This window comes from bacterium, from assembly GCA_016703265.1.
Classification (GTDB): domain Bacteria; phylum Krumholzibacteriota; class Krumholzibacteriia; order LZORAL124-64-63; family LZORAL124-64-63; genus CAINDZ01.
The window spans coordinates 524,626-548,398 of the sequence record JADJCK010000004.1; the positions used below are offsets into that span (position 1 = coordinate 524,626).

At 57.5% G+C, this 23,773-nt stretch carries 13 protein-coding genes and 4 pseudogenes; all 17 read left to right on the plus strand.

What is annotated here, in order from left to right:
• Positions 1-111 precede the first annotated feature (111 nt).
• Positions 112-855, plus strand: a complete 744-nt coding sequence (locus IPG61_09665; GenBank protein ID MBK6734343.1) for a phospholipase D family protein — start codon at positions 112-114, stop codon at positions 853-855.
• 119 nt (positions 856-974) lie between these two features.
• Positions 975-1,810, plus strand: a pseudogene (locus IPG61_09670) (hypothetical protein).
• A 397-nt stretch (positions 1,811-2,207) separates the two neighbouring features.
• A complete protein-coding gene (locus IPG61_09675) occupies positions 2,208-2,561 on the plus strand; it encodes a hypothetical protein (protein ID MBK6734344.1) in 354 nt (117 codons plus the stop codon).
• 711 nt (positions 2,562-3,272) lie between these two features.
• Positions 3,273-3,443 carry a hypothetical protein gene (locus IPG61_09680; GenBank protein MBK6734345.1) on the plus strand — a complete coding sequence of 57 codons (171 nt, stop codon included), beginning with the start codon at positions 3,273-3,275 and terminating at the stop codon, positions 3,441-3,443.
• A 1,144-nt stretch (positions 3,444-4,587) separates the two neighbouring features.
• Entirely contained in the window at positions 4,588-5,070 is a 483-nt protein-coding gene (locus IPG61_09685; GenBank protein MBK6734346.1) for a hypothetical protein, read from the plus strand.
• 774 nt (positions 5,071-5,844) lie between these two features.
• Complete coding sequence (locus IPG61_09690; GenBank protein MBK6734347.1) at positions 5,845-6,435, plus strand: DUF1819 family protein; 591 nt, start codon at positions 5,845-5,847, stop codon at positions 6,433-6,435.
• Positions 6,432-7,043: pseudogene (locus IPG61_09695) on the plus strand (DUF1788 domain-containing protein). Before IPG61_09690 ends, IPG61_09695 begins: the two are co-directional and overlap by 4 nt.
• Entirely contained in the window at positions 7,040-7,882 is an 843-nt protein-coding gene (locus tag IPG61_09700) for a hypothetical protein (protein ID MBK6734348.1), read from the plus strand. Before IPG61_09695 ends, IPG61_09700 begins: the two are co-directional and overlap by 4 nt.
• Positions 7,834-10,608: a BREX system P-loop protein BrxC gene (gene brxC / locus IPG61_09705; GenBank protein MBK6734349.1), complete on the plus strand. Its 2,775-nt coding sequence runs from the start codon at positions 7,834-7,836 to the stop codon at positions 10,606-10,608. Before IPG61_09700 ends, brxC begins: the two co-directional genes overlap by 49 nt.
• Before the next feature lie 10 nt (positions 10,609-10,618).
• Positions 10,619-14,260 (plus strand): annotated as a pseudogene (pglX, locus tag IPG61_09710) (BREX-1 system adenine-specific DNA-methyltransferase PglX).
• A gap of 385 nt (positions 14,261-14,645) precedes the next feature.
• On the plus strand, positions 14,646-17,297 hold the full coding sequence (locus tag IPG61_09715) for a Reverse transcriptase (GenBank protein MBK6734350.1): 2,652 nt from the start codon (positions 14,646-14,648) through the stop codon (positions 17,295-17,297).
• Positions 17,298-17,487: 190 nt separating this feature from the next.
• A pseudogene (pglX, locus tag IPG61_09720) lies at positions 17,488-21,004 on the plus strand (BREX-1 system adenine-specific DNA-methyltransferase PglX).
• Entirely contained in the window at positions 21,001-21,891 is an 891-nt protein-coding gene (locus IPG61_09725; protein MBK6734351.1) for a hypothetical protein, read from the plus strand. Before pglX (IPG61_09720) ends, IPG61_09725 begins: the two are co-directional and overlap by 4 nt.
• A 205-nt stretch (positions 21,892-22,096) precedes the next feature.
• Positions 22,097-22,690: a PglZ domain-containing protein gene (locus IPG61_09730; GenBank protein MBK6734352.1), complete on the plus strand. Its 594-nt coding sequence runs from the start codon at positions 22,097-22,099 to the stop codon at positions 22,688-22,690.
• Entirely contained in the window at positions 22,671-23,165 is a 495-nt protein-coding gene (locus IPG61_09735; GenBank protein MBK6734353.1) for a PglZ domain-containing protein, read from the plus strand. Before IPG61_09730 ends, IPG61_09735 begins: the two co-directional genes overlap by 20 nt.
• A gap of 29 nt (positions 23,166-23,194) precedes the next feature.
• Entirely contained in the window at positions 23,195-23,599 is a 405-nt protein-coding gene (locus tag IPG61_09740) for a hypothetical protein (GenBank protein MBK6734354.1), read from the plus strand.
• Between the two features lie 41 nt (positions 23,600-23,640).
• Positions 23,641-23,773 (plus strand): hypothetical protein (locus IPG61_09745; GenBank protein ID MBK6734355.1); only part of this gene is annotated, 133 nt, incomplete at its 3' end.

Below are 23,773 nucleotides of genomic sequence, written 5' to 3' on the forward strand. Positions count from 1 at the left end.
AGCTCATGGTACACGCCCTCGGAACGCAAGTCGCGAGGACCCGCGACGGGCTCGTGTTCGCGTGCAACCGGAAACACGGCAGCTCAACTATCACATCGAGGTGGAAGCAACATGTTGGGTTTTGGCAAGGGCTTAAGAGTCCTCACCACGCGTGAAATTGAAGAGGCACTGTCGCAAGGTCTACAGGAAAGTAGACGCGATGAAGAAGTATGGATCATCTCGCCGTACAACACCATCGACAAGCTCGGCACAATCAGGCGCGCGATCACTGAAGCGTGTAAGCGGGGCGCCCGCGTCAAATATGTAGTGCGCGATGAGCCAGCGCAGGTTGACGGCGCGCGGCTAGCTCTTGAAGAAGCCATCGAACGTGGGTTGGAGCTATTTGCGCTGGAGCGGCTTCATGCCAAGCTCTACTGGTTCGATGGACAGTTCGCGATTGTGACCTCGGCAAATATGGTCGATACGTCGTTCGACAAGAGTACCGAACTCGGGCTGCTTGTGCCACCCAGCGGGCTGTTTGACGAACTGAGGAAGTGGATCAACGAGCATGTCATTCCGGATGGCCGACGGGTCCGCGGAGGCACCAGAGTCGCTTCGCCGACGCCCGAGCGGTTGCCGGCACCCGGGAAGGAGATCGCGCCAAAGGGTACGCAAAATGATGGTTTCTGCCTGCGTTGTGGCAAGGGCATTCCGCTGAACAGGAAATCGCCTTACTGCTTGGACGACTACAAGTCCTGGGTTAAGTTCAGAAACGCGGAGTTCCCCGAGAAATACTGCCACGCGTGCGGGGGCAAGTTTGAGACGACGATGGATCGGCCGGTTTGTCGGGGGTGCTTCAAGAAGCTCGCATCCTAGGTGAGCGCTGGCTTGCTGCAATCTTTGCAGGAGCGTCAGACGATCTAGGAGCGGTTCCCTTGGCCAGCGTTTGCACATGGGTCAAAGCGCGAGGTGAACTCAGAAGAAGGGAAGCGAGCATGAAATACGAGAAGCTCACAAAGCTCTCGATTCGAAGCCACCCGGAGCTTAGTGAGAGGTGGGTCCAAGACAATCGCCGATGACCCCGCCATCCTCGGCCTGGGTGACCTGATTCTGAAGGACAAGGAAAGAGTGCAGTCGGGTGCTGGCCGTCTGGATCTCCTGCTCCAGGAAGCAGACAGCACGCAGCGCTATGAGGTTGAGATCCAGCTCGGTAAGACAGACGAATCCCACATTATTCGTACGATCGAATACTGGGACATTGAACGCAAGAGGTACCCGCAATACGACCACACCGCCGTTGTCGTCGCCGAGGAGATCACCAGCCGCTTCCTCAACGTGATCAGTCTATTCAATGGCACAATTCCGCTCGTGGCGATTCAAATGAACGCGGTACAATTGGGCGACACAGTTTCGCTGGTGTTCACCACGGTACTGGATCAAGTGCGGCTGGGGCTAGTGGAAGAGGGATGAAGAAACCCACGAGACCACGGACCGCACATATTGGGAGAACCGGTGCGGCAAGGCGACAGTTGCCATGGCCGACGAATTGCTGGATGTCCTGAAGACGCTTAATCCCCGCCTCGAACTCAAGTACAACAAGTTCTACATCGGCCTCGCCAAAGACGGCAATCCCGACAACTTTGTCATCTTCCGGCCACAGAAGAACGCTTTCCGACTGGAGCCACGTCTCCAGAAGACCGAGGAGATCGAGGCGGCCGTGGAGAAGGCTGGCCTGGACATGCTCGACTACGACAACAAATGGCGCCGATATCGCATTCGTCTCCAAAAGGGAGATGTCAGTCGGCACGCTGAGGTGCTTCAGCAGCTGTTGGAACGTCGTACAAGGAATCCGGAGGAAGCGAGGGGTAGCGGCTTACAGGATGCGCGACGCGTGCTGGCCCGTTGCGGCACGGCAAGAGGAGTCTAATTTCAGCAGGGGGTGAGCAGATGGCATTGTCGTATCTGAAGCACCGGAATTGGACGCATTGGACTCGAGAAAGAGATCTTCTGCGCGGCATTGTACAGCAATGCACGCTCTAATCCAGCCGAACTTGCAGCGTGGGTGATCAAACATGCCGAACTCAATTTGGCGCCCGGAGGGAGAATGGGATCTCGGATTCGAAGTCTGCTTCTACCGAGATTACCTGTGGCCCACTCAACAAACAGCACGTCAGTTGAGCTATCCGGCGAAGCGAACCTTTGACCTCTGTCTATTCGGAGAATCCGCGATGATCATTGTGGAGGCAAAGGTCTTTGAGAGATTTTCGGCTAAGCAAAATCGTGAATTTGACAAAGACGCCCGTCTCATCAGTCAGCTGCCTGGCTTGGAAGCTGTCCAAGTGTGCACGGTGGCCCTCGCGTCATCACGGTATTTCTCCAACGCCGCCAAGTATGCGAAGTCCGATTCGCTAGAGGTGTTCGACGGGCTCATTAACTGGTCGAACGACAAGCTACTGAACCGAGCTGATTCGTTGTACAAGATCAAGAAGGCGCATTTGTTGTTGGAACAGGGGACATCTGGGCATGGCGGGGCGCCGGTTGCTTTGGTTTATGATTGGCCAGTTCGTCTGAGGTTCTCATAGATGATATGCCGGATGGCCGCCGTGCGGCCTGGCCAATGACCTGCAGTGGCGCATCAAGCACTGCACAGAGGGAGGGAGCTCCACAATGTCAAAGAAGCGCAATCTCCCCAAAGCCCAACAAACAGAAGCCGCAGACGGTAACCTGCCACGGCTGTCGCAATGAGCTCGCACCAGCTGACTACCCGGATCACGTAGCGTCTCATCCGAGATGTCACATCAGATCCAACATGTTCCATCCGGCACAGGTCAACGGGTCGGCAATCATTCGCTGCAGCCTGTGCCGCGAACGCGTTACGTTCAGCAATTTCGGACGCCACTTGCGCACGCATCATGTGGACTTGGTCGACCAGATTCGCGAATACGAACAAGCAGTGAGATCCAGGATCGCGGAGGTGGCGAAGGAAAAATTCGTTCCCGCGCCGAAGAATTTGCTGAAGCCGCAACGGCCTGGAGTGGCGCAGCGAAAGGCCGTCACGGCGGGCATGCCTGTCGGGTCACCTCCTGCGCCAAAGCACCTTGGGACTGTGCCGGGCACGGACTCGCGCACAAGACGTCCAGACACATCTGTGAGCGGCGCGGTGGAATTTCTGATTGCACCCCAGATAGACAGAGCGCTGCGCGAGCCCTAGTGCATCGGTCCGCGAATCTTGCTGGAGCGCTGTGCGCGCTGCGAGAGGGAGAGCTCCGCGCTCTTCGAGGTCACTGCGTGCTGTGGGAATCAAGCTGGCAGAGAGCGGCTACGTGGACGGTCGGTGGATGCGCGATTGGCTCTGTTGTCGCGAGAAAGATGGTCTGCTGGTGCGAGACCTGCTGCTGCCGGTGGCGGAACATGCGGCTGCAATGAACCGCAACTCATATGTGACCAATATCGGCGCACTTTGAGACGGCGATGGTGGTGCAGGTATCCGCTGGGTCGAGAGGTCTTGATGTCGACGGTCGACCCGGCTGGAATGTGCTGCCGATTAATCTTCCAAGAAGGCGGATCTTGCGAATCGCTACGGGGTGCTTTGGGCGGCAGCCGACTCGGTCTTGGATTTTTGATGTCCGTATCCATAAGGGGCGGCGAAGTGATCCCGACGCCTGGCTCAAGAAGATGCCGCCGGAGCTTAAGCTCGGAATGCAGCGGGTGCACTGGTCGGGCGGATCGAAGCCCTTTCACAGCCTCTGGATGTGGGGCTCACCGGTGTTTCGCATAGGGCGTGGCGGGTCCGCCTTCTTGAAGTCAGATCGGGAACGGGATCCCATGCGAGTCGAGCGCATTCGTTTCGGCAATTTCCCAGTCGACAGGAGCGCGCTGGCGCGTCTCCGTGTGACCGGCGCCTTCGAGCGCGACTTTCACACCGACACAGGTGATCTCTTGCCAGCACACCTTCTTCCGGCCGCATTGAGGGTCTTCGAAGCTGTCGCTGCCGGATCCCGTGTGCTCGGTAATGGCGAGTGTCGATCGCCGAATCAGCCAGTGGCGAGCTCGTCAGCGGGCGCAGGTAGAAGATCGGCCATGGACACAGGCGTTCTTGTCGAAGCTGAAGTCGGATGAGAAATGGCCGGCGAGTTGACAGGAAGTGGAAACCGGTACTTGGCATACCGGTTTGGGCGGCTTGTGGTCGTTGAGTTCGATGCGGACCAGCATGCCACCTACTTGTTTGAGAGGAGCCAATTCGCCGAACTGCGTCTTTGGGAACGGTCGCAGTTGATCAGTGCCAAGCCCAAAGGGTACCGAGGCCGGATCATTCACGGTAATGACCGCCAGGCATGGATAGGCGCTGTGAAACGGGGCGATCGCACAGTTCTCATAGCCGGTCTTGAGGTGCTGTAGCAGGCCGGTTGCAATGCTAAGATGCCCCGAGTACGCGCAGCATCTTCCAAGACCGGGCACTCCCAACCTAGGCCCGTTGGATCGTGCACGCTTTGAACTCGCGATGGTACTTTGGGCTGCTCATCGACTCCTCCTTCAGGTACAATTGTACCAAATGAGGTGTCTAGAGAACCGGGGAAATTCCACTGTATCAACGAGGAGAAGCGCGACGTGTCCATCAATTTCGCCCACCCCGCCGACCCGGAACGGTCGCACCTCTATGCCGACCTCTACTACCAATACTATGACCTTATCAAGTTGCGCTCCATGCTCCGCCATGAATTTGCGAATGCACACGAGGCGTCGGCCACACCTTGCCCGCGATTGCCCGAAGAAGTACAGGCCGCCCTTGAGGAAATAGAAACCGAAGCGCGTCAGCTGTCGCGGCCGTCACGGCCGATCGAAGATGTCGACATTCCGCAGGATTTGCTCGATCGTCGCGAGTACATATTTTCCAATACAATGAAGTTGGGTGCCCGGGCCTGGCATGGTAGTGGGGGTGAAGTTTCTAGTGTTGATGGGCTAAGGGCGAGCATGCGGTACTGTGAGTATTGCTTGGATCAGCTGCGCGAGAAGATCGAATTCCTGCATGACAATGTGACGACGCGCGATCCATTCGTCCTGCTCCAGGGCAAAGTTCAACCTGAATGTTGACGAGCTGGCGATCCTCATCTTTCTCTATCACTATCAGTTCGAGCATCCCGAGCCGATTAGTGGCGCGAGTATCTTGCGCTGGGTGGTCGGACGTCAGCACATGATGTTCCGGGCTCAGCTGATGATATTTGAGGCGTCTCGACTGGTGTCGAGCGGATTGCTGGTGGCCGTGGACAGTGGTGCAGCCCCGAACGGACCTTTGCCGTATCGCGCACGTCCAATCTCGTACTGTCCGGGCTGCACGTGGACTACCCGCTGATGAACTTCACAGGACGCTACCGAAAGGCGCGGCTGCCGCCAGAAAACGCGAAGCAACTTGGGCTGCGACGGTCTCATATGCGGGCAGCGATGTTGTGCATGCGGTCCGATTGGCGGAGTGGTGCCATGCTGAAGGTCGCGAACTACACGTCTGCAGCGTGACGGGTCGCTCTTGAGCAGCATTGCGGGCTTCGCGGTAGTTGTTGAAGACGGTTCGCGGCTCGTCGAGCTTGGGAGGAATACCTCAAGTTGCGGGCGCAATGGCGGCAGATTGAGCCGGAGCGAGCCGAAATTGAGCCGACTGTGATTTCGATAGCGGGGCGACGGATTGAGGAGGTACTAGGCGATCTCTCTCGGGTGGCACCCCTAGTGACACGTGACCCCGAGTAGCGTCGAACGATAAGCGCAATACTGATAGAGTTGTTGCAGTCCTCAATGATCCATTCCCGCAGGTTGCACTAAGTGGTGGAATTGCCGCAGGTGAGTCGACTGCACCCCAATTGAGGTGGCCCAAACTTGAGATATTCAGCAACAATCACTACCGCCCCCCTGCGCCTCCGAGAGAGCCGCAAAGTTGCCGATCTCCTGATCCGAAACCTCGCCAAAGACGCGTTCGACCGTGAAATCGTCGACGACAACATCTTCCAGCTGAAGAGCCCCAGGGCTGCGATAAGGATTTCTCGCCTTCTACGCGCCCGCCTGCTCACAATGGATCAAGAATTATGGCTAATGGTGCGCGACGGAAGCTCGGAAGTGGCCCGGCAGGCAGCGCTGGCCGCAGCCGTCAAGCATAGCCGCTTACTTGGCGACTTCATGGATATCGTCCTGCGGGAGAAGCGGTTACTATTCGCTGAGAGATTGGGGCCAGAGGCTTGGCCGGAATTTCTCGCGGGCTGCCGGGGCAGAGATCCCGAAATGCCCGAGTGGAGTGATTCCACGATTCGCAAGTTGCGGAACACCGTGTACCAGATGCTCGTGGAAGCGGGCTACCTGGCCAACCCCAAGTCCGCTAAGCTCTTAAATGTGTTTGTTGACCGACAGCTTGCATCGTACCTGGCGGGCCGGGGCGAACACTTCGTTCTGCGATGTCTGGAGGTTGCCGAATGAGTGCGCCCTTGGCCGATCGCTTGAACCAGATCCTGCCGCGGATCACAAGTGAGGCCTTTCTGTCGAGCGAGGGCATCGGCAACGAAATCGCCTTCTACATCTTCGACTATCCGGCGAAGGACGAGCTGCTGGTTCGCAAACATGTCGGCTGGATGCTGGACCGCCTGACCACGCACCACGCCGGCCTCCGCGTCCTGTACCTGAACATGTTCGATATCATGTTGGAGTACCTCAAGGATCGCGGACTGTACGACAAAGCGCTGGAAATGGAGGCCAGCCGGGGCGCTGAGGCCGTTCAGCAGGCCCTTAAGGGTCCGCTGGCGGCTGACAAGGTCGTTGAGTTCATCAGTTCGGTCTACAAGCCCAGCGCGTACGATCTGGCGCTGGTCGCCGGCATCGGAAGTGTTTGGCCCTGTGCTGCGGGCGCACAACCTCTTGAATTGCCTGCACCCCGTGATGGGCAAGACCCCTTTGGTCATGTTCTACCCAGGCACATTCAACGGCACGACACTCCATTGTTTGGTCAGGTTGCTGTGGAGTCGACACGGACCGGCACCAATCCGTATTACCGCGCCTTCATCCTGATTCCAGGAGACACCCAATCATGAAGATCGCCGAAATCTTCGAGCGCGACATCAGCCGCTCCATCAACGGCGTCGTGAAAGCGGACCAGCTGGACGCCTCTTCGAAATGGCAGGAGTTGGACGAATTCGTCGTTACCAAAGAATTGGCCAAGCACTTCAATGTGCTGGTTCATGTGATGCTCGAGGCCGCGGAGGCTGGCGGCGGGGCGGCTGACAAGAACGGCGTCTGGGTGTCCGAGTTCTTTGGGTGCGGCAAATCGCATCTTATCAAGGTACTTTCGTACCTTATGGAAAATGCCGAGCTGTCCTTTGATGGCAAGAAGCGCCATGCGGTGGACTTCTTCGACACCAAGTTCGACGACGCCCTGCTCCAGGCGGACCTCAAGCGCGTTGTGTCCGTTCCTACTGACGCCATCCTCTTCAACATCGACACCAAGGCCAACCATGCCAAAGGTCGCGAGGCGCTGCTGCAGGTCTTTCTGAAGGTGTTGAATGAAAAGCAGGGCTACAGCGGCGATCACCCGCACATCGCGCATCTGGAACGGCATCTGGAGCGGAAGGGTCGTCTCGGCGTCTTTCACGAAGCATTTGAGCGCGCAGCCGCGTCACCCTGGGTGAAGGAACGCGACGCTTGGGAGTTTCATCGCGACCAAGTGATTCTGGCCGCCGCTGAGGCGCTCGCTCAATCCACCGAATCCGTCGACGCGTGGGTTGATAGCGGCAAGAGTGATTTCAGCCTTACTATCGAGAATTTCGCGAAATGGGTAAAACAGTACCTGGAAAGCAAGGGCCCCAACCACCGCATCATGTTCCTGTGGATGAAGTCGGCCAATTCATCGGGAACGACACTCGTCTTATGCTGAATCTGCAGACCATTACGGAGCAGCTCGGGACGGTATGCGCCGGTCGCGCGTGGGTGGTCGTGACTTCGCAGGAAGATCTCGACGCAGTTCTGGGCGAGCTCACAGCATCCAAACAACACGACTTTTCCAAGATCCAGGGACGCTTCAAGACAAGATTGTCTCTTTCCAGCGCTAACGTCGACGAAGTCATCAAGCGCCGGCTGCTTGCAAAGAACGAGAAAGCGGCGGCCCCATTGGCCGCGGCGTATGAGGGCAAACACGACATCCTGCGCAATCAGCTGTCCTTTGTGCGCACCGGCATGACCTTCAAGCAGTACACGGACCAGAGCGATTTCGCGGATTGCTACCCATTCGCGGCCTACCAGTTCACGTTGGTGCAAAAGGTATTCGAATCGATTCGCAAAGCCGGTGCCACCGGTCTGCATCTGTCACAGGGCGAGCGCTCGACGCTCGACGCATTCCAAAGTGCGGCCAAGCAGGTGGGCGACCGCAAAATCGGCGTGCTGGTGCCATTTCACCGCTTCTACCCCGCCGTTGAGGGATTCCTGGACACGGCCGTCAAGCGCACCATCGACCAGGCCGGAGACAACCACGCACTCGAACCTTTTGATCTCACGATTCTTAAGGTCCTCTTCCTCGTCCGTTATGTCGATGAAATGCCGGGCAGCGTGGATAACCTGGTCACCTTGTGCGTCGATGAAATCGACGCTGACAAATTGGCGCTGCGCAAGCGCATTGAGGCAGCACTGAACCGGCTCGAAAGCGAGACGCTGATTGCCCGCAACGGCGACCTATACTTCTTCCTGACCAACGAAGAGCGCGACATCGGCCGGGAGATCAAGAGTCAGGTCATTGGTTCGGGCGAAGAAGAGCGGGCGCTGGGCACCCTGATTTTCGAGGACATTCTGGGAGGTGCACGCAAGCACACCTACAAGGAAACCGGCAGGGATTTCCAGTTCAATCGGTTGTGCGACGACCATCCCGTCGGCAATAAGATGGACGGCGCAATAGAAGTTGCCGTGATCAGCCCCCTGCACACGAACTACGTAGAGTTCCAGAACGACAACACGGCCGCCATGCGGGCCATGGAGGTGGAGGGCCGCGTGCTAGTTGTTCTGCCCGACGATACCGCTTTGGGCCGAGAACTGCGCACCTACCTGCAGACGGAACACTACGTCAAGACCAAGCATACAGGAACGCTTCCGGATAGTACGAAACGCATCCTGCGCGACCGCACCGAAGACAACCGGGCGCGGCGCGAACGCCTGCTGGGGTCCATCCGGACGCTGATGGAGAGTGCCAAATGGTACACGTACAGCAAGAAGCTGGATCTCCATGCGTCAGAACCCAAAGCGGCCCTAAGCGAGGCCATGGAATACCTGATCGCCAACGCCTACCCGAAGATGCGCTACATAGCCCATTTGCATTCGAATCCAAAGCACGAGATCCAGAGTATCCTGCGCGCCAATGACGTAGAGCAGATACAGATGGTCCTGGATACGCCGGAATCGAACCCACTGGCGCTGAAGGACCTGCGGGAGTACATGCGCCTGTGCAGCGAGACCTCCCGTGAGGTCAACCTTTCGGACATGATCGAAAAGCGCTACGGGATGCGCCCCTATGGTTGGCCCGAACTTGAGATCGTGCTGCTGGTGGCTCGTCTGGCGGTTCTGAAGGAAATTACATTGGAGGCGGAGTCGGGGCCTCTGCCACTCGAACGGGCCTACGAACACCTGACGGCCACGTCCAAGCAGCGCAAGGTGGTCATGGCGCTCAGGCAGGTAGTCGGCGGGGGTGTGATCAAGGACGCGCGCGAACTTTGCCTGGAGCTTTTTGGCCAGCAAGGGCCCTCCGCCGAAGATGCACTCTACATATCCACCAAGGCACAACTGGCGACCTGGGACTCCAACCTGGCTCAGTTTGCATCGCTCGCAGAAACCGGGCGGTACCCGGGGCGAGATGCCATTGACGGGGCCCGCCATTTGCTGAAAAAATTCGTAGCGGAGCCAAACAGCAAGACCTTTCTCGAACGATTCGCCCAGAATAAGCCGGAACTGCTCAGCATCGCAGAAGACTATCAGGATCTGAACGACTTTTACATAAATCAGCGCCATGTATGGGAAAAGCTGCAACGGGCTGAGAAAATCTTCTCACAAAATGCGCTCCATCTGGAACAGGACGAACGGGCGCGGCCCGCGTTGGACCGGATGCGGCTGATCCTTGCGGACACCAAACCATACAGCAAGCTCCACGAAGTAAACGCTTTGATCGCTGTTGTGCAGGAGGTTAACGACAAGCTGGTAGAAGCCGCCCGCGACCCGGTTGTGATGCGGATCACCAGCTTCTTGGATGTGGTTGCCGTGGAGCTTGAGAAGGTCAGCGCTGACGCCTACCTCCGCAGTCAGGCAGTAGCCGAGCTGAATCGCTTGTTGGATGTGGCGCAGGCGCACGAGGTCAGCATTGCCCACCTCAATGAACTAAACGGAAGCTCTGAAGACGCATTCGGGCGGGCCATGGATGTCATCGCTGAATGCACGTCGCAGCAACCAAACCCTGTGGGCCCAGATCCAGTCCCGCACCCAAGGCCGCGGCGCATCATTTGTGCAAAGGATTACGCACCGGCTGAGCTACTGCAGACCGACGCCGACGTGGACGGCTTCGTCGGCCGTTTGCGCGATGCGCTGAAAAAGGCGCTCGCCGAGGGCGTTCGAATCCAGGTCAAGTGAGGCCGCCGAAGTGAATACAGCACAACTGAGCAAGTATGCACCGGCAGCCCGCAGGGCATTCATTGCAGCCGTCACCGCGCAAGCCGCGCGGATCGGCATTACCGCGAAGGAAGCGGCCGCGGCCCAGGTGCAGGGCGACGTGCTGATGATCGGTGGCCAGCCGTTCCCCCGGTCGATGGCCGAGGCCAGGACGCAACTGGTCGAGCGAGTCCGGGCCAGAAGGCTTTGCAGCGACCATGGAGTCGGTCGCCTACACCTGGTTCAATCGTTTCGCCGCCATCCGCTACATGGAACTTCACGGGTATCTGGAGCATGGATTCCGGGTCCTGAGTCATCCGGAGGGCACAAGCCGCCCGGAGATCCTTGACCACGTCGCCGATCTGGATCTGCCTGGCCTCGATCGCGCGAAGGTCATCGAATTGAAGCTTGATGGGACCAAGGACGAGGCACTGTACCGGCTGCTGCTAAGGGCCCAGTGCAATGCTCTGCATCAGGCGATGCCCTTCCTTTTCGCGGCCGTGGGGGCCGAGGACGAGCTGCTCTTACCCGCCGACCTGCTGCACACCGACTCGCTGATTCGCCAGATGGTTGAGCAAATCGATGAGGCGGTGTGGCAGGAGATCGAGATCATCGGCTGGCTCTACCAGTTCTACATCTCAGAGAAGAAGGCTCAGGTCACTGGCAAGGTGGTGAAGTCGGAGGACATTTCGGCCGCTACTCAGCTCTTCACGCCCAACTGGATCGTGAAGTACATGGTGCAGAACTCGCTGGGGGCGCAGTGGCTGGCGACCTATCCCCAGTCGCCGCTCAAAGGGCAGATGAAGTACTACATCGAGCCTGCCGAGCAGACGGACGAGGTCAACGCCGAGCTCGCAGCCATCACGCCCAGTCAGATCAACCCCGAAGAGCTGACCCTCATCGACCCCGCCAGTGGTTCCGGGCATATCCTCGTGGAGGCCTATGAGCTCTTCAAGACCATTTGCCTGGAGCGCGGCTATCGACAAAGAGACGTCCCGCAGCTGATCCTCGAGAAGAACCTCTTCGGCCTCGACATCGACGAGCGAGCGGCTCAGCTGACAGGCTTTGCGCTGATGATGAAGGGGCGGGCGGATGACCGGAAACTGTTTGAGCGCGGGTTGAAGCTAAATGTGATGGCGCTGGTAGATAGTATGGGAATCGATGTAGACGCTATCGCCCGCGCGATCATTCCAAAGGAAGGGTCGAACTGGTACCCAGTGACGAATTACTCCCGGACACGGCGCTTCAGCCGACGCTGTCGGTGGAACATAAGCGTGAAGTCGACGTCGCGGATATCAGGGAACTAATTGCCCTGTTCGAGCATGCCACGACTTGTGGCTCTTTGATTCAGGTGCGCGTGAATCTGGTCGAGAAGTTGCCGGCACTGAAGCGCCTGAGTGAATCAACCAGTCAGGACCTCTTTGTGTCGGAGGCGCGCCATCGCTTGGGGCCGTTGGTACGGCAGGCTGAGCTGCTGGCGGCCCAGTACGACGCGGTGGTGACGAATCCGCCCTATATGGGAAGCGCGTATTTCTCAAGCGAACTAAAGAGAGGCCTGACGCGCTTTGGCTATCAAACAAAGCGGAGTGATCTGTATATTGCGTTCCTTGATCGCACGAGATCGATGGCGCTAGCCGCAGGTCGTTGGTCGTTGGTGACTCGTCAGGACTGGATGCATACCCGTTCATACGGCGATTTTCGCGTAAGGCATGTTGGCAACACATCAACCGAAAACCTAATCCATCTTGGGAAAGGAGCTTTTCCTGAACTGACAGGAGAGGTTGTTCAGACGTGTTGTTTGGCTGCCCTGAATCAAAGAACAGGTGCACTCACGAAATTCGTGGATGTGACGGATATTGATGGACTTCAGAAGAGCGAACACATCCACGACTCTGCAAGGCAATTCATAGTCTCTCCAACTCTATTCCCAGACCGTTTCGGGTCCGCCTTCACGTACAGAATGAGCGCAAACGAGCTGAGGGCTTTGCGGCTTCCCGCCATTGAAGAGGTGGCGAGGCTTAGAGAGGGGATACATTCTGGCAAGAACGAGTTGTTTATTCGGATGTGGTGGGAGGTCAATGCTGGGCAGCTAAGTGACGAGTGCCGCAGCATAGAGGATATCGACAGTACGGGTGTCCGATGGATCCCCTACAACAAGGGCGGAAGTACCCGACGATGGTTCTACGATACTGAATTTGCCATCCGATTTGATCGATCCTCTCGCCATGAAATGGAACAACTAGGCGGGCATGTTAGACCGAGTAAGGAGCTGTATCTCTTAGAAGGCGGAACATGGTCCGACGTGTCCAGCCGGGGTTTCGGCGTCCGCCACTTCCCTGCTGGGTATCTGTTCGACGGTGCCGGCCCGGTAGTCGTGGGAGACAATATTGTGTATTTGCTCGCCCTCATGAACTCAAAACCGTTCACCGAATTGGCCAAGCAACTCATGCCGAACCTTCACTTTAAGTGCGGCACGCTGCAAAAGATGCCGTACGTGAAGGTCGAGGTTGAGCGGATCACGGCAGTTGGAGCCACAATTATCGAACGGCATACAGCCGAATGCTGTGGGCTGGAAGCTCAGCGCTGTTTTCAAAATAGTCCGTTGTTGCTGGATTCGGCAGTGCTACCCCCGACTACACCCCCCGGTTTCACCCCCACCCTCGAATCCAGCTACACCGCCTGGATCTCCCAGAACCGCGACACCATTGCAGAGATGAGGCGCCTCGAAGAGGAGAACAATCGCCTCTTCATCGACGCCTACGGCCTGGTGGACGAGATCGCCCCTGACGTCCCCATCGAGCAGATCACACTCACGGTGAATCCCGCGTACCGCTACGGCGGCAAGCTAACCGAAGCGGAGCAGTGGACCCTCTTCCGTCATGACACAATGGAGGAGCTCGTCTCCTACGCCATCGGTTGCATGATGGGCCGCTACAGCCTGGACGCGCCGGGCCTCGTCTACGCCTACAGCGGGAACGATGGCTTCGACCCCAGCCGCTACGCCACCTTCCCGGCCGATGACGACGGCATTGTCCCGCTCACCGCCACCGAGTGGTTTGACGACGATGCCGCGCACCGGCTGATCGATTTCATCTCGATGGCCTGGGACAAGAGCCACCTCGAAGCCAACCTCACCTTCATGGCCGACAATCTTACGCCCCAAAAGGCCGAATCGAGTCGCGAGACGCTGCGCCGCTACCTCTGTGACAGCTTCTTCAAAGACCACCTGCAGACCTACAAGAATCGCCCCATCTACTGGCTGTTCTCGAGCGGCAAGCAGCGGGCCTTCCAGTGCCTCGTCTACCTGCACCGCTACCACGAAGGCACGCTGGCGCGGATGCGCACCGAGTACGTGATTCCGCTTCAAGGGAAGATGGCGGCGCGGATTGAGAAGCTGCAGGGCGATATTCAGGCTGCGGCATCGACGGCGGCGCAGCGGCGCCTTCAGAAGGAGCAGGAGGCGTTGGTGAAGCAGCAGGCAGAGCTGCTGATATTCGACGCAAAGCTTCGGCACTACGCTGATCAGCGCATCGCATTGGATCTTGATGACGGCGTGAAGGCGAACTACGGGAAATTCGGCGACCTCTTGGCTGAAGTGAAGGCCGTGCAGGGCAAGATCAGTGAGACGTCTTGAGACTTACTAGGCTAGCAAGCCCGAAGGGCGAGAGATAGGCATGAACACAGAGCGGCACGGCGACAACAGCTACTCATGCACTCTTGGGGATCTAGCTATGGCCTACAGAAAGGCCAAAGTCGATCTCTTCTATTCGCCTAGAGTGTGCCGCCGGGAGCTATGTTCGTTTGAGCAAGAGCTGCTGGAAAATTTGACGACTATACAGGAAAGCTTGCGGAATGGTCGTGCGCCGATTTTTCGAGACCGTTCCTGGACCTTGATTCCCAAAGTAGTCGATGTTGAGAAGCGTGATGATGGTACCGTTAGGTCCGACCCGGCGCAACAATGGCGAAGCGATTGTGAGGCAAGTGAAAAGCCTGTCGCCGAATTCCGGCTTATGGAAAATATGCCAGTGGCATTTCATGTATTTGCCACTCTTTGGATCCAGAAAGTAGGTCATAGATTTGAGCAGAAACTAAGTACTGCGGCCCGCGGGAATCGCCTGCGGCGCAGCGCCACGGATCAGCCGAATGCGCTATCCCTGGGCTCATGCACCCCATACCTGCACCCATATTGCAAATGGCGAGACGACGGGATCAGCGCAATCCGCGATGCCCTCGATAAGGACAAGGCCGTCATTGCTATCACCGCGGACGCGATTTCGTTCTATCATCGAATCGATCCGAGATTCATGCTGCATGAAGAATTTTTCGAAAGACTAGATATTGAGCTCAATGGCGAGGAGCGGAGGCTTCACAACCTCTTTGTTGAGAGTCTTCTCGAATGGGCGGAAGCTACGCCATTGCGGCGTGGGCTCCCGGTAGGCTTGGTCGCGTCGGCGGTCATAGCCAATGTCGCATTGTTTGAACTTGATGCAATTATCGAGCGACAAATTGTTCCGTTGTATTACGGTCGTTATGTCGACGACATAATACTGGTCTTGGAGAATAGCTCGGGATTCAGCAAGACCAGCGAGATTTGGAATTGGCTGATACGGCGTTCCGATGGTGCACTTTCAATACAAGAGAATGAGAAGCACTCGTTCATTCGATTTAGCCGGCCATATCTGAACGGCAGTGAGATCGACTTTGGAAATAACAAGAACAGGACATTCTTGCTCTCCGGACAAGCGGGCAAGACGCTTCTTGCGTCCATAGAGCGCCAGATTCGGTCGAGGACGAGCGAGTGGAGGTCATTGCCGGATTTGCCGAGCGACTCCACCCAGGTTGAATCTGTGCTAATATCGGCGATTCAGGCTAATGGCGATGCGGCTGACAGCTTGCGGAAGACTGATAGAGTGTCGGTGCGGCGGGCCGGTATTGCTCTTCAATTGCGGGACGTGGAAGCATACAATCGTGCTCTTCCGCCTGAGCGCTGGTCGGCAAAGCGCTATGGCTTTCTGGACGCATTCATTCGCCATGTATTAATCCTTCCGACGTTCTTTGACTTTTTCAGCTATTTGCCTCGGGTAATTGAGCTTGCAGTGAGCTGCGGCGATTTCGAACACGTCCTACGCATTCTTGACGCGCTCGAGAAGGTATTGGCTGATCTGGACGACTGTAGTATCGCCATTAAGGCTTCATATGCCATTTCCAATGATCAACCGCGTGACTTGGTGATCGATGTTTTTCGCCAGCAACTTCAAAGCCAGGTCACACAGGGAATAGAAGGCGCATTCCCATTCCAGCTCACGCGGGCGCAGCGAAAGACCTGGCGGGAGAGGTTCCGCGGCGAACATAGCCTCTTCGCAAGGCACGAGATCAAGGACCTTCAACAGTCCCATAGGGAGTACATCAAGCGCGACATTGCATATCGTCCGCTTAAGCAGCTGCTATTTCCAAAAGAACTAACGGGGATCGCTACGCCGCCGCTAAGTAGAAAGGCTCTTTCACGACTGCCAATGGAGTTGGCAGTGGAACTTCTCCCCGAGTCGGTAACCAACGGAGTAGCTACGCTCGCCGAAATGGCGAATATCCGTCAGCCAGGGCATTTACCTGAAGGTATTCTGTTTCCCACGCGCCCACCGAGCATTCAGGATCTGTACATTCTCCACAAGAAGCCCTTTTCAAAACGGGGCGTAAGCGACATTGAGTCGTGTCTTCTTGCTTTACGCGGATTCAAGCCGGAGGGCCGGCTACCATGCATGTCCGGTCCCGACGAGAATTCGGCTATTGTTATCCCGTTGGGTGACGTGCCTCGTCACAAGGTCCGAATCGCCGTTTCGAGCTGGAAGACTGACCTTTCGAGTTGGGTGGCGGCAATCACGGGCGATTCCGACCCCGACGACTCGCGGATCGACCGCTTATATGGACTTATCCACTCAGTGATTGGGTGCCGCAGTACGCCTGACTATCTTCTGTTGCCCGAACTTTCTCTGCCGCCGCAATGGTTTCTCGCCGTCGCCGGCAAGCTGCGGGGGAAGGGAATATCTCTGATCTGCGGAGTTGAATACCTGCACGCGGGGACCAATCTCGTGCGTAACCAAGTGTGGGCCGCGCTCACGCATGATGCTCTGGGGTTTCCGACTACGATGGTGTATCAGCAGGATAAACAGCGGCCAGCTCAACAAGAAGAAGTGAAGCTGAAGCAGATTGGAGGGCGGGCTCTAAAGCCGTTGGTACCGTGGGATACGCCACCGATCATAAATCACGGGGAGTTTCAATTTTCTCTGCTTATTTGTAGTGAGCTCACGAACATTAAGCACCGAGCGTCGCTGCGCGGAAAAGTCGATGCACTCTTCGTTCCGGAATGGAACAGAGACACAGAGAGCTTCCGCGCGCTTGTCCAGTCGGCAGCGCTTGATGTGCACGCGTATATAGTGCAATGCAACGATCGGCAGTACGGGGACAGCCGAATTCGGGTGCCACACAAGAACGAGTGGGAGCGTGATGCCATTCGCGTTAAAGGTGGCCTTGACGATTACTATGTTGTCGGTGAAATCGACATTGCGGCCCTCCGGCGCTTTCAAAGTAGTCACCGATCTTCGGATGGCCCATTCAAGCCGGTTCCTGACGGATTTGAGATTAGTGACAGGCGAAGGATGCTGCCGGAGGCGTAGATCGAAGTTCAGAATCGTCCGATAGGAAGCAAATGGCGGGTAGAGAGTTATGCGCATTTCCTTCGGTCGCGGGGCGGCATGACTTACAAACACAACCACCCTAGGGCGGCGCCGGGCATGGTGTTTTCCAAATGGCGAGGGATCCAGTCAAAAGGCGGTATTCAATGAATCGAAATAGAGTCGATAAAGCATGAACACGTCCCAGCTTAGCAAGTACGCACCCGCCGCCCGCAGAGCGTTCATTGCCGCGGTCACGGCTCAAGCGACCCGTCTGGGTATCACCGCCAAGGACATCGCCCCTGCCAAGGTCCAGGGCGATGTACTGATGGTCGGCGGCCAGGCCTTCCCCAAGGCAATAGCGGAGCCCAGGGCCAGACTGGTCGATCGGGTTAAGGCTGGAGGCCTCGCTTCGATCATGGGGGCGGCCGCCTACACCTGGTTCAATCGCTTCGTCGCAATCCGCTACATGGAACTGCACGGGTACCTGGAGCACGGGTTCCGCGTCCTGAGCCATCCGGAGGGCGCCAGCCGTCCCGAGATCCTCGATCACGCGACCGACCTTGACTTGGCGGGCCTGGACCGGGCCAAGGCCATCGAGCTGAAGCTTGATGGGACCAAGGACGAAGAACTGTACCGGCTGCTGCTGAAGGCTCAGTGCAACGCACTACACCAGGCGATGCCCTTCCTGTTTGAGCCCGTGGGGGCAGATGACGAACTGCTCTTGCCCGCAAATCTGCTCCACACCGACTCGCTGATCCGCCAGCTGGTCGAGCAGGTTGATGAGGCCCTGTGGCAAGAGATCGAGATCATCGGCTGGCTCTACCAGTTCTACATCTCGGAAAAGAAGGACCAGGTCATCGGCAAGGTGGTGAAGTCGGAAGACATTCCGGCGGCGACCCAGCTCTTCACGCCCAACTGGATCGTGAAGTACATGGTCCAGAACTCGCTGGGGGCGCAGTGGCTGGCGACCTATCCCCAGTCGCCGCTCAAAGGGCAGATGGAGTACTACATCGAGCCCGCCGAGCAGACCGACGAGGTCAAGGCGCAGCTCGCGGCCATCACGCCCAGCCAGCTCAATCCCGAAGAGCTGACGCTCATCGACCCGGCCTGTGGTTCCGGGCACATCCTGGTGGAGGCCTATGAGCTCTTCAAGGCCATCTACCTGGAGCGCGGCTATCGACAAAGAGACGTCCCGCAGCTGATTCTCGAGAAGAATCTCTTCGGCCTCGAGATCTGTCCCCGGGCGACGCAGCTGACGGGCTTCGCGCTGATGATGAAGGCGCGGGCGGATGACCGGCGGCTGTTTGAGCGGGGGGTGAAGCTCAATGTGATCGCGCTGGTGAATAGCGCGGGGTTCGATGCGGAGGGGTTGGCGAAGGAGGTGGAGCTCTCGGACTACGGGCTGAAACCGGGGGACATCACGGAGCTGAAGCGGCTGTTCGAGCACGCAACGACGTTTGGGTCGTTGATTCAGGTGCCGGAGGGGTTGGCGGAGAAGCTGCCGGCACTGAAGCAACTGAGCGAGGCGAGCAGCCAAGACCTCTTTGTGTCGGAGGCACTCAATCGCTTGGGGCCACTCGTGCGACAGGCCGAGTTGCTGGCGACGCAGTACGACGAGGTGGTGGCGAATCCACCGTATATGGGTAGCAGGAACATGAATCCAGCTGCGAGAGAATATGTAAGCATATTTTTCCAGATGCAAGAGTGATCTCTTTGCTTGTTTCATAGAACGTGGCTTCTCGATGGCCAAACATGGTGGCCAAAATGCGATGGTTACGATGCAGAGCTGGATGTTTCTCACTTCGTTGGAAAAAATGCGGATTCGTATACTGAGCAAGAAGACCATCACCGGCATGGCCCATATGGGAAGCGGCGTCATGGGCATAGCATTTGGAGTTGCTGCCACCGTCTTCCGGAATATCAATGCGCCTGACTATGTGGCTACGTACTCATACACAACAATCGATGACCTGGATTCCAAACAGACGCCATCAGAGTTTCCTGCGCGTAGCGATCGCTTCACGAGGATAGCGCAGCGTGAGTTCAAAATGATTCCGGGCAGCCCGGTTGCCTATTGGGTCAGTGACTCATTCCGAGGAGTATTCGATAATCCGTCCGTCGAATCGCTTACTATCTCCGATGGACAAAATAAGACCGGCGACAACGACAAATTTGTTCGTTTGTGGTGGGAGATCCGTGCAACGGATATTGGAAGGGAACGAAAGTGGCTGCCCTATTCAAAAGGAGGGTCGTTTAGAAAGTGGTTCGGAAACATTGATTGTGTGGTTGATTGGTCCGCAGATGCCCGCGCTCATTACCGCAAGAGTAGCCGATGCCGAATTGTTCCAGAGTACTTGTTCTATCGGCTCGGCGTAACATGGAGCAGGATCACATCTTCACGTCCCAGCTTTAGGGTACTACCCGAAGATGCCACTTTTGACATGGTGGGATCTTCAGTTTTCATTATTGACGACTCCAACCTAAATCTCCTCCTTGGCATACTGAATTGCAAAGCCGTTTGTGCTTTGTTTAGTATTGTCAACCCCACGCTGGACCTCCAAGTAAAGAACGTGCGAGACATTCCAGTGCCGCGCGGTGTGAATTCCATCGTTGCTGGCGAACGAGTGGCTCAGTTAACGAGCATAGCCAGCTGCGACTGGGACGCATGCGAAGGCTCTCTTGGCTTCCGTTCTCTCTCCATCCTGACGGCCTCCTCCGGCCCCCCCCCCACCCTAGAGTCCGGCTACACTGCATGGATAACACAGAACCGTGACACCATCGTCGAGATGAAGCGTCTCGAGGAGGAGAACAACCGCCTATTCGCCGACGCCTACGGCCTGGCGGACGAGATCACTCCCGACGTCCCGATGGAGCAGATTACCCTCTCGGTGAACCCCGCTTACCGCTACGGCGGCAAGCTCACCGAAGACGAGCAGTGGAGTCGCTTCCGCCGGGACACCATGGAGGCGCTGGTCTCCTACGCCATCGGCTGCATGATGGGTCGCTACAGTCTGGATGCACCGGGCCTCATCTACGCCCACAGCGGCAACGAGGGCTTCGAACCCCGCCGCTACCCCACCTTCCCGGCCGACGACGACGGCATCGTCCCGCTCACTGACAGCGAGTGGTTTAGCGACGATGCCGCCCACCGCCTCATCGAGTTCCTCTCGGTGACCTGGGACAAAGCCCACCTCGACGCGAACCTCATCCTCCTGGCCGAGAACCTTTCGCCCAAGAAGAACGAGTCGAGCCGCGAGACGCTGCGCCGGTATCTTTGCGACAGCTTCTTCAAGGACCATCTGCAAACCTACAAGAAGCGCCCCATCTACTGGCTCTTCTCTAGCGGCAAACAGAAGGCCTTCCAGTGCCTGGTCTACCTGCACCGCTACAACGAGGGCACGCTCTCGCGGATGCGCAGCGAGTACGTGATCCCGCTGCAGGGCAAGATGGCGGCGCGGATTGAGAAGCTGCAGGGCGATATTCAGGCTGCGGCATCGACGGCGGCGCAGCGGCGCCTTCAGAAGGAGCGGGAGGCGTTGGTGAAGAAGCAGGCGGAGCTGCTCAAGTTTGACGAGACGCTGCGCCATTACGCCGATCAACGCATCGCTCTGGACCTTGATGACGGCGTCAAGGTGAACTACGGGAAGTTTGGCGACCTCTTGGCAGAAGTTAAGGCCGTTCAAGGCAAGAAGGCGGAAGACGAATGAAAGCCGAACAGATCACTCAGGCACTTGCGCAGAAGTTCCGCGATGAGGACGCCCGCATCGTTTTCTGGCGCGACGAAAGCGCGGAATTTGAGGACTACATGTCCGGCGGGCTACCAGAGGAGCTGGCTGATATCGTGGTCTTGAATGTGAGTCGCGGTGGTGCCTTGTCGGCCAAGATCCGAATCGAATCTGCCGAACCCGATGAGCGGTTCCTGGTTTACCGCGGTGGCGCTTCGCCGAGTCCGGAAGCCGATTGGCTGTTGGACATTCGGTGCTACTCAGCCGAGCTTCATGCGGACATAGCCAGCGTATGGCTTCAAGAGTTGGGCTTGGCCGGCCTGAGGATGCGCGATCATCTGCGTCTCCGGGAGATGTTTCTAAAGAACCAGGAACGGCGACGCAAGTTGGCCAAGCATCTGGTGCCGGATGACACCGAAGCTGCCATCGATCGCAAGATGCTGGCCGTGCTGGCCAACAGCGAAACCGATACGGCGTTTGCGATTCTGTGCGCAGTGTGCCAAGGCCACCCAGAGACCGGCCGGTTTGACCTGGCCGCGAGTCCACCAGCGATAGACGCGATGGAAAAGATGGGGCTCGCAACCGTCTTCTGGGATCTGATGGCGAAGACGTTTGGCTACGCCGTGGCCAATCCGAGCATTTCTGGCTTGCTGCGAGGTCTGTTCATTTCCGATCTGTTTCGGCAATTGCAGGGCGGTCGATTGGACCAGGTGGCCCATTTCGAATTGCCTCGTGCGGGGCGCCAAAAATGCCGTTGTCTGTCTAACCCACTGGCGCGACTCGGCTTCACTTGCCGAGAGCTACGATGCAATTGGCGCGGCGCTGGCGGAAGAACTCAATCTGCGCGAGTTGCTGGAGAGCCTCGATGATGATAAAGGTGGGAGTATTCACCTTCTGGGACGCCGAACGAATAGCACTCAATCGACTGCGAAAACGCGTGCTTGATGAGGCCAACGCATTGGACGCGGACTCGGTTGAGGCTGCTGCTGCGGCACGTCAGCGGGGCTACTGGTTGTCCGGCCCCACGCGGCAGAGCCCGAGCGTGTCGTCGCGCGCCGCGCCTATGAGGCCATAGTGGCCGCGGCCCGTCTCTTTGAGCTGCGCAACACACACAAGGGGAACTTCTCGTTTGCAGATGCGTCTGCTGCTCTGGACATGTATTGCTCCGACGGTTACCGCTACGACCGACATTATCGCGAGTTCTGCGCGGCATGTGCCGAGGCTGCGCTTCCTGGCTGGGAGCCGCTCAGGGCGATGGCGGAGGAAGTTGAACGCGCCTATGACCAGGCGTTCCTTGCACCCTTCGGACGTGAGTGGACACGCCTGCTGGATGCGGGATTCCTGCAGTCATGGTGCCTGCCCGATCGGGCGATGCAGCACAACTTCTTCAGGGACCAAATCCGGCCCGTTCTGCAGGAATCGGAGAAGCGCAAGGCCTACGTCATCATCAGCGACGCGCTGCGCTTTGAAGCGGCGCACGAGCTGGTTGAGTCAATGAACGGCAAGTATCGCATGCGGGCAGAGTTGGATTGGATGTTGGGGGTCCTGCCGTCATATACCGCTCTCGGCATGGCTAGCCTATTGCCTCATAAGAAATTGGCCTATGCTGACAAGGAAATCGTCGAGGCCGACGGCAAGAGCACTCAAGGTGCCGGAGAATCGCGGTAAGATTCTTGCCGCAGTTGAAGGCATCGCATTGCGCGCCCGTGACTTGACTTCAATCGGCAGGGACGAGGCCCGGGACCTGGTACAGGGCGCACGAGTGGTATATGTCTACCATGACGTGATTGATTCTCGAGGGGACACCGCGGGCACCGAAGGCGAGGTGTTTGCCGCGGTTCAGGACTGCCTGGAGGAATTGATTCGTCTTGTACAATTCTGTGTAAACACCCTGAATGCGGGTTCAGTGTGGGTGACCGCGGACCATGGATTCCTGTTCCAAAGAGAAGCGCCCGGCGAGACAGACCGTACCGAATTGGCAGTCAAACCCAGTAATGCCTACCTCACGAAGAAGAGGTATGTGATCGGGCCCAATCTGGGGCCCATAGCCAATGCGCACCACGGTCGCACCAGTGTGACTGCCGGCACTACCTGCGAAACGGATTCTGGGTGCCTCGCGGCACAAGCCGGTTTCATTTTGTAGGCGGAGCCCGGTTCGTCCACGGTGGCGCCATGCCCCAGGAAATTGTCGTGCCCGTCGTAAGGGTCGCGCACGTTCGCGGGCGCAGTGCCGAGGCCACTCGGATTGACTATGTCGGGATTCAGATCCTCGGCGGCAATCACAAGATCACGACTCCTAAACACCGATTTGAATTCATCCAGACTGCGAAGGTGAGCGGAGCGGAGTCGTGCCAGAATGTCAGGGCAGCTATTTACGAGGGTGCGCGCCCGGTAACCTCAGTCGCACTAGTGACATTCGACAGCACTTCCGATAGCCTTGATGAACGCAAACGCACAGTGGTACTGGAGCTGGGTGCCGGCGAATACGACAAGAAGACCGCGTACCGCCTTGTACTTCGCGATGCAGAGACGGATGCAAGTGCGGTACGCACCGGTTGTGATCGACAGGAGCTTTAGCGACGACTTCCAGCAATCAGGTTTCCGGGGCCGATCTCAATGTGCTGCTTAATAGTCACTTCACCGGCAAGATCGTCCGCAAGGATTTGACCAAGCTGGTCAAAGAAGGCGCAAATGTGCCGGTGTTCGTGCTGGAGTATCTGCTGGGCAGCTATTGTGCATCCTCAGACCCTG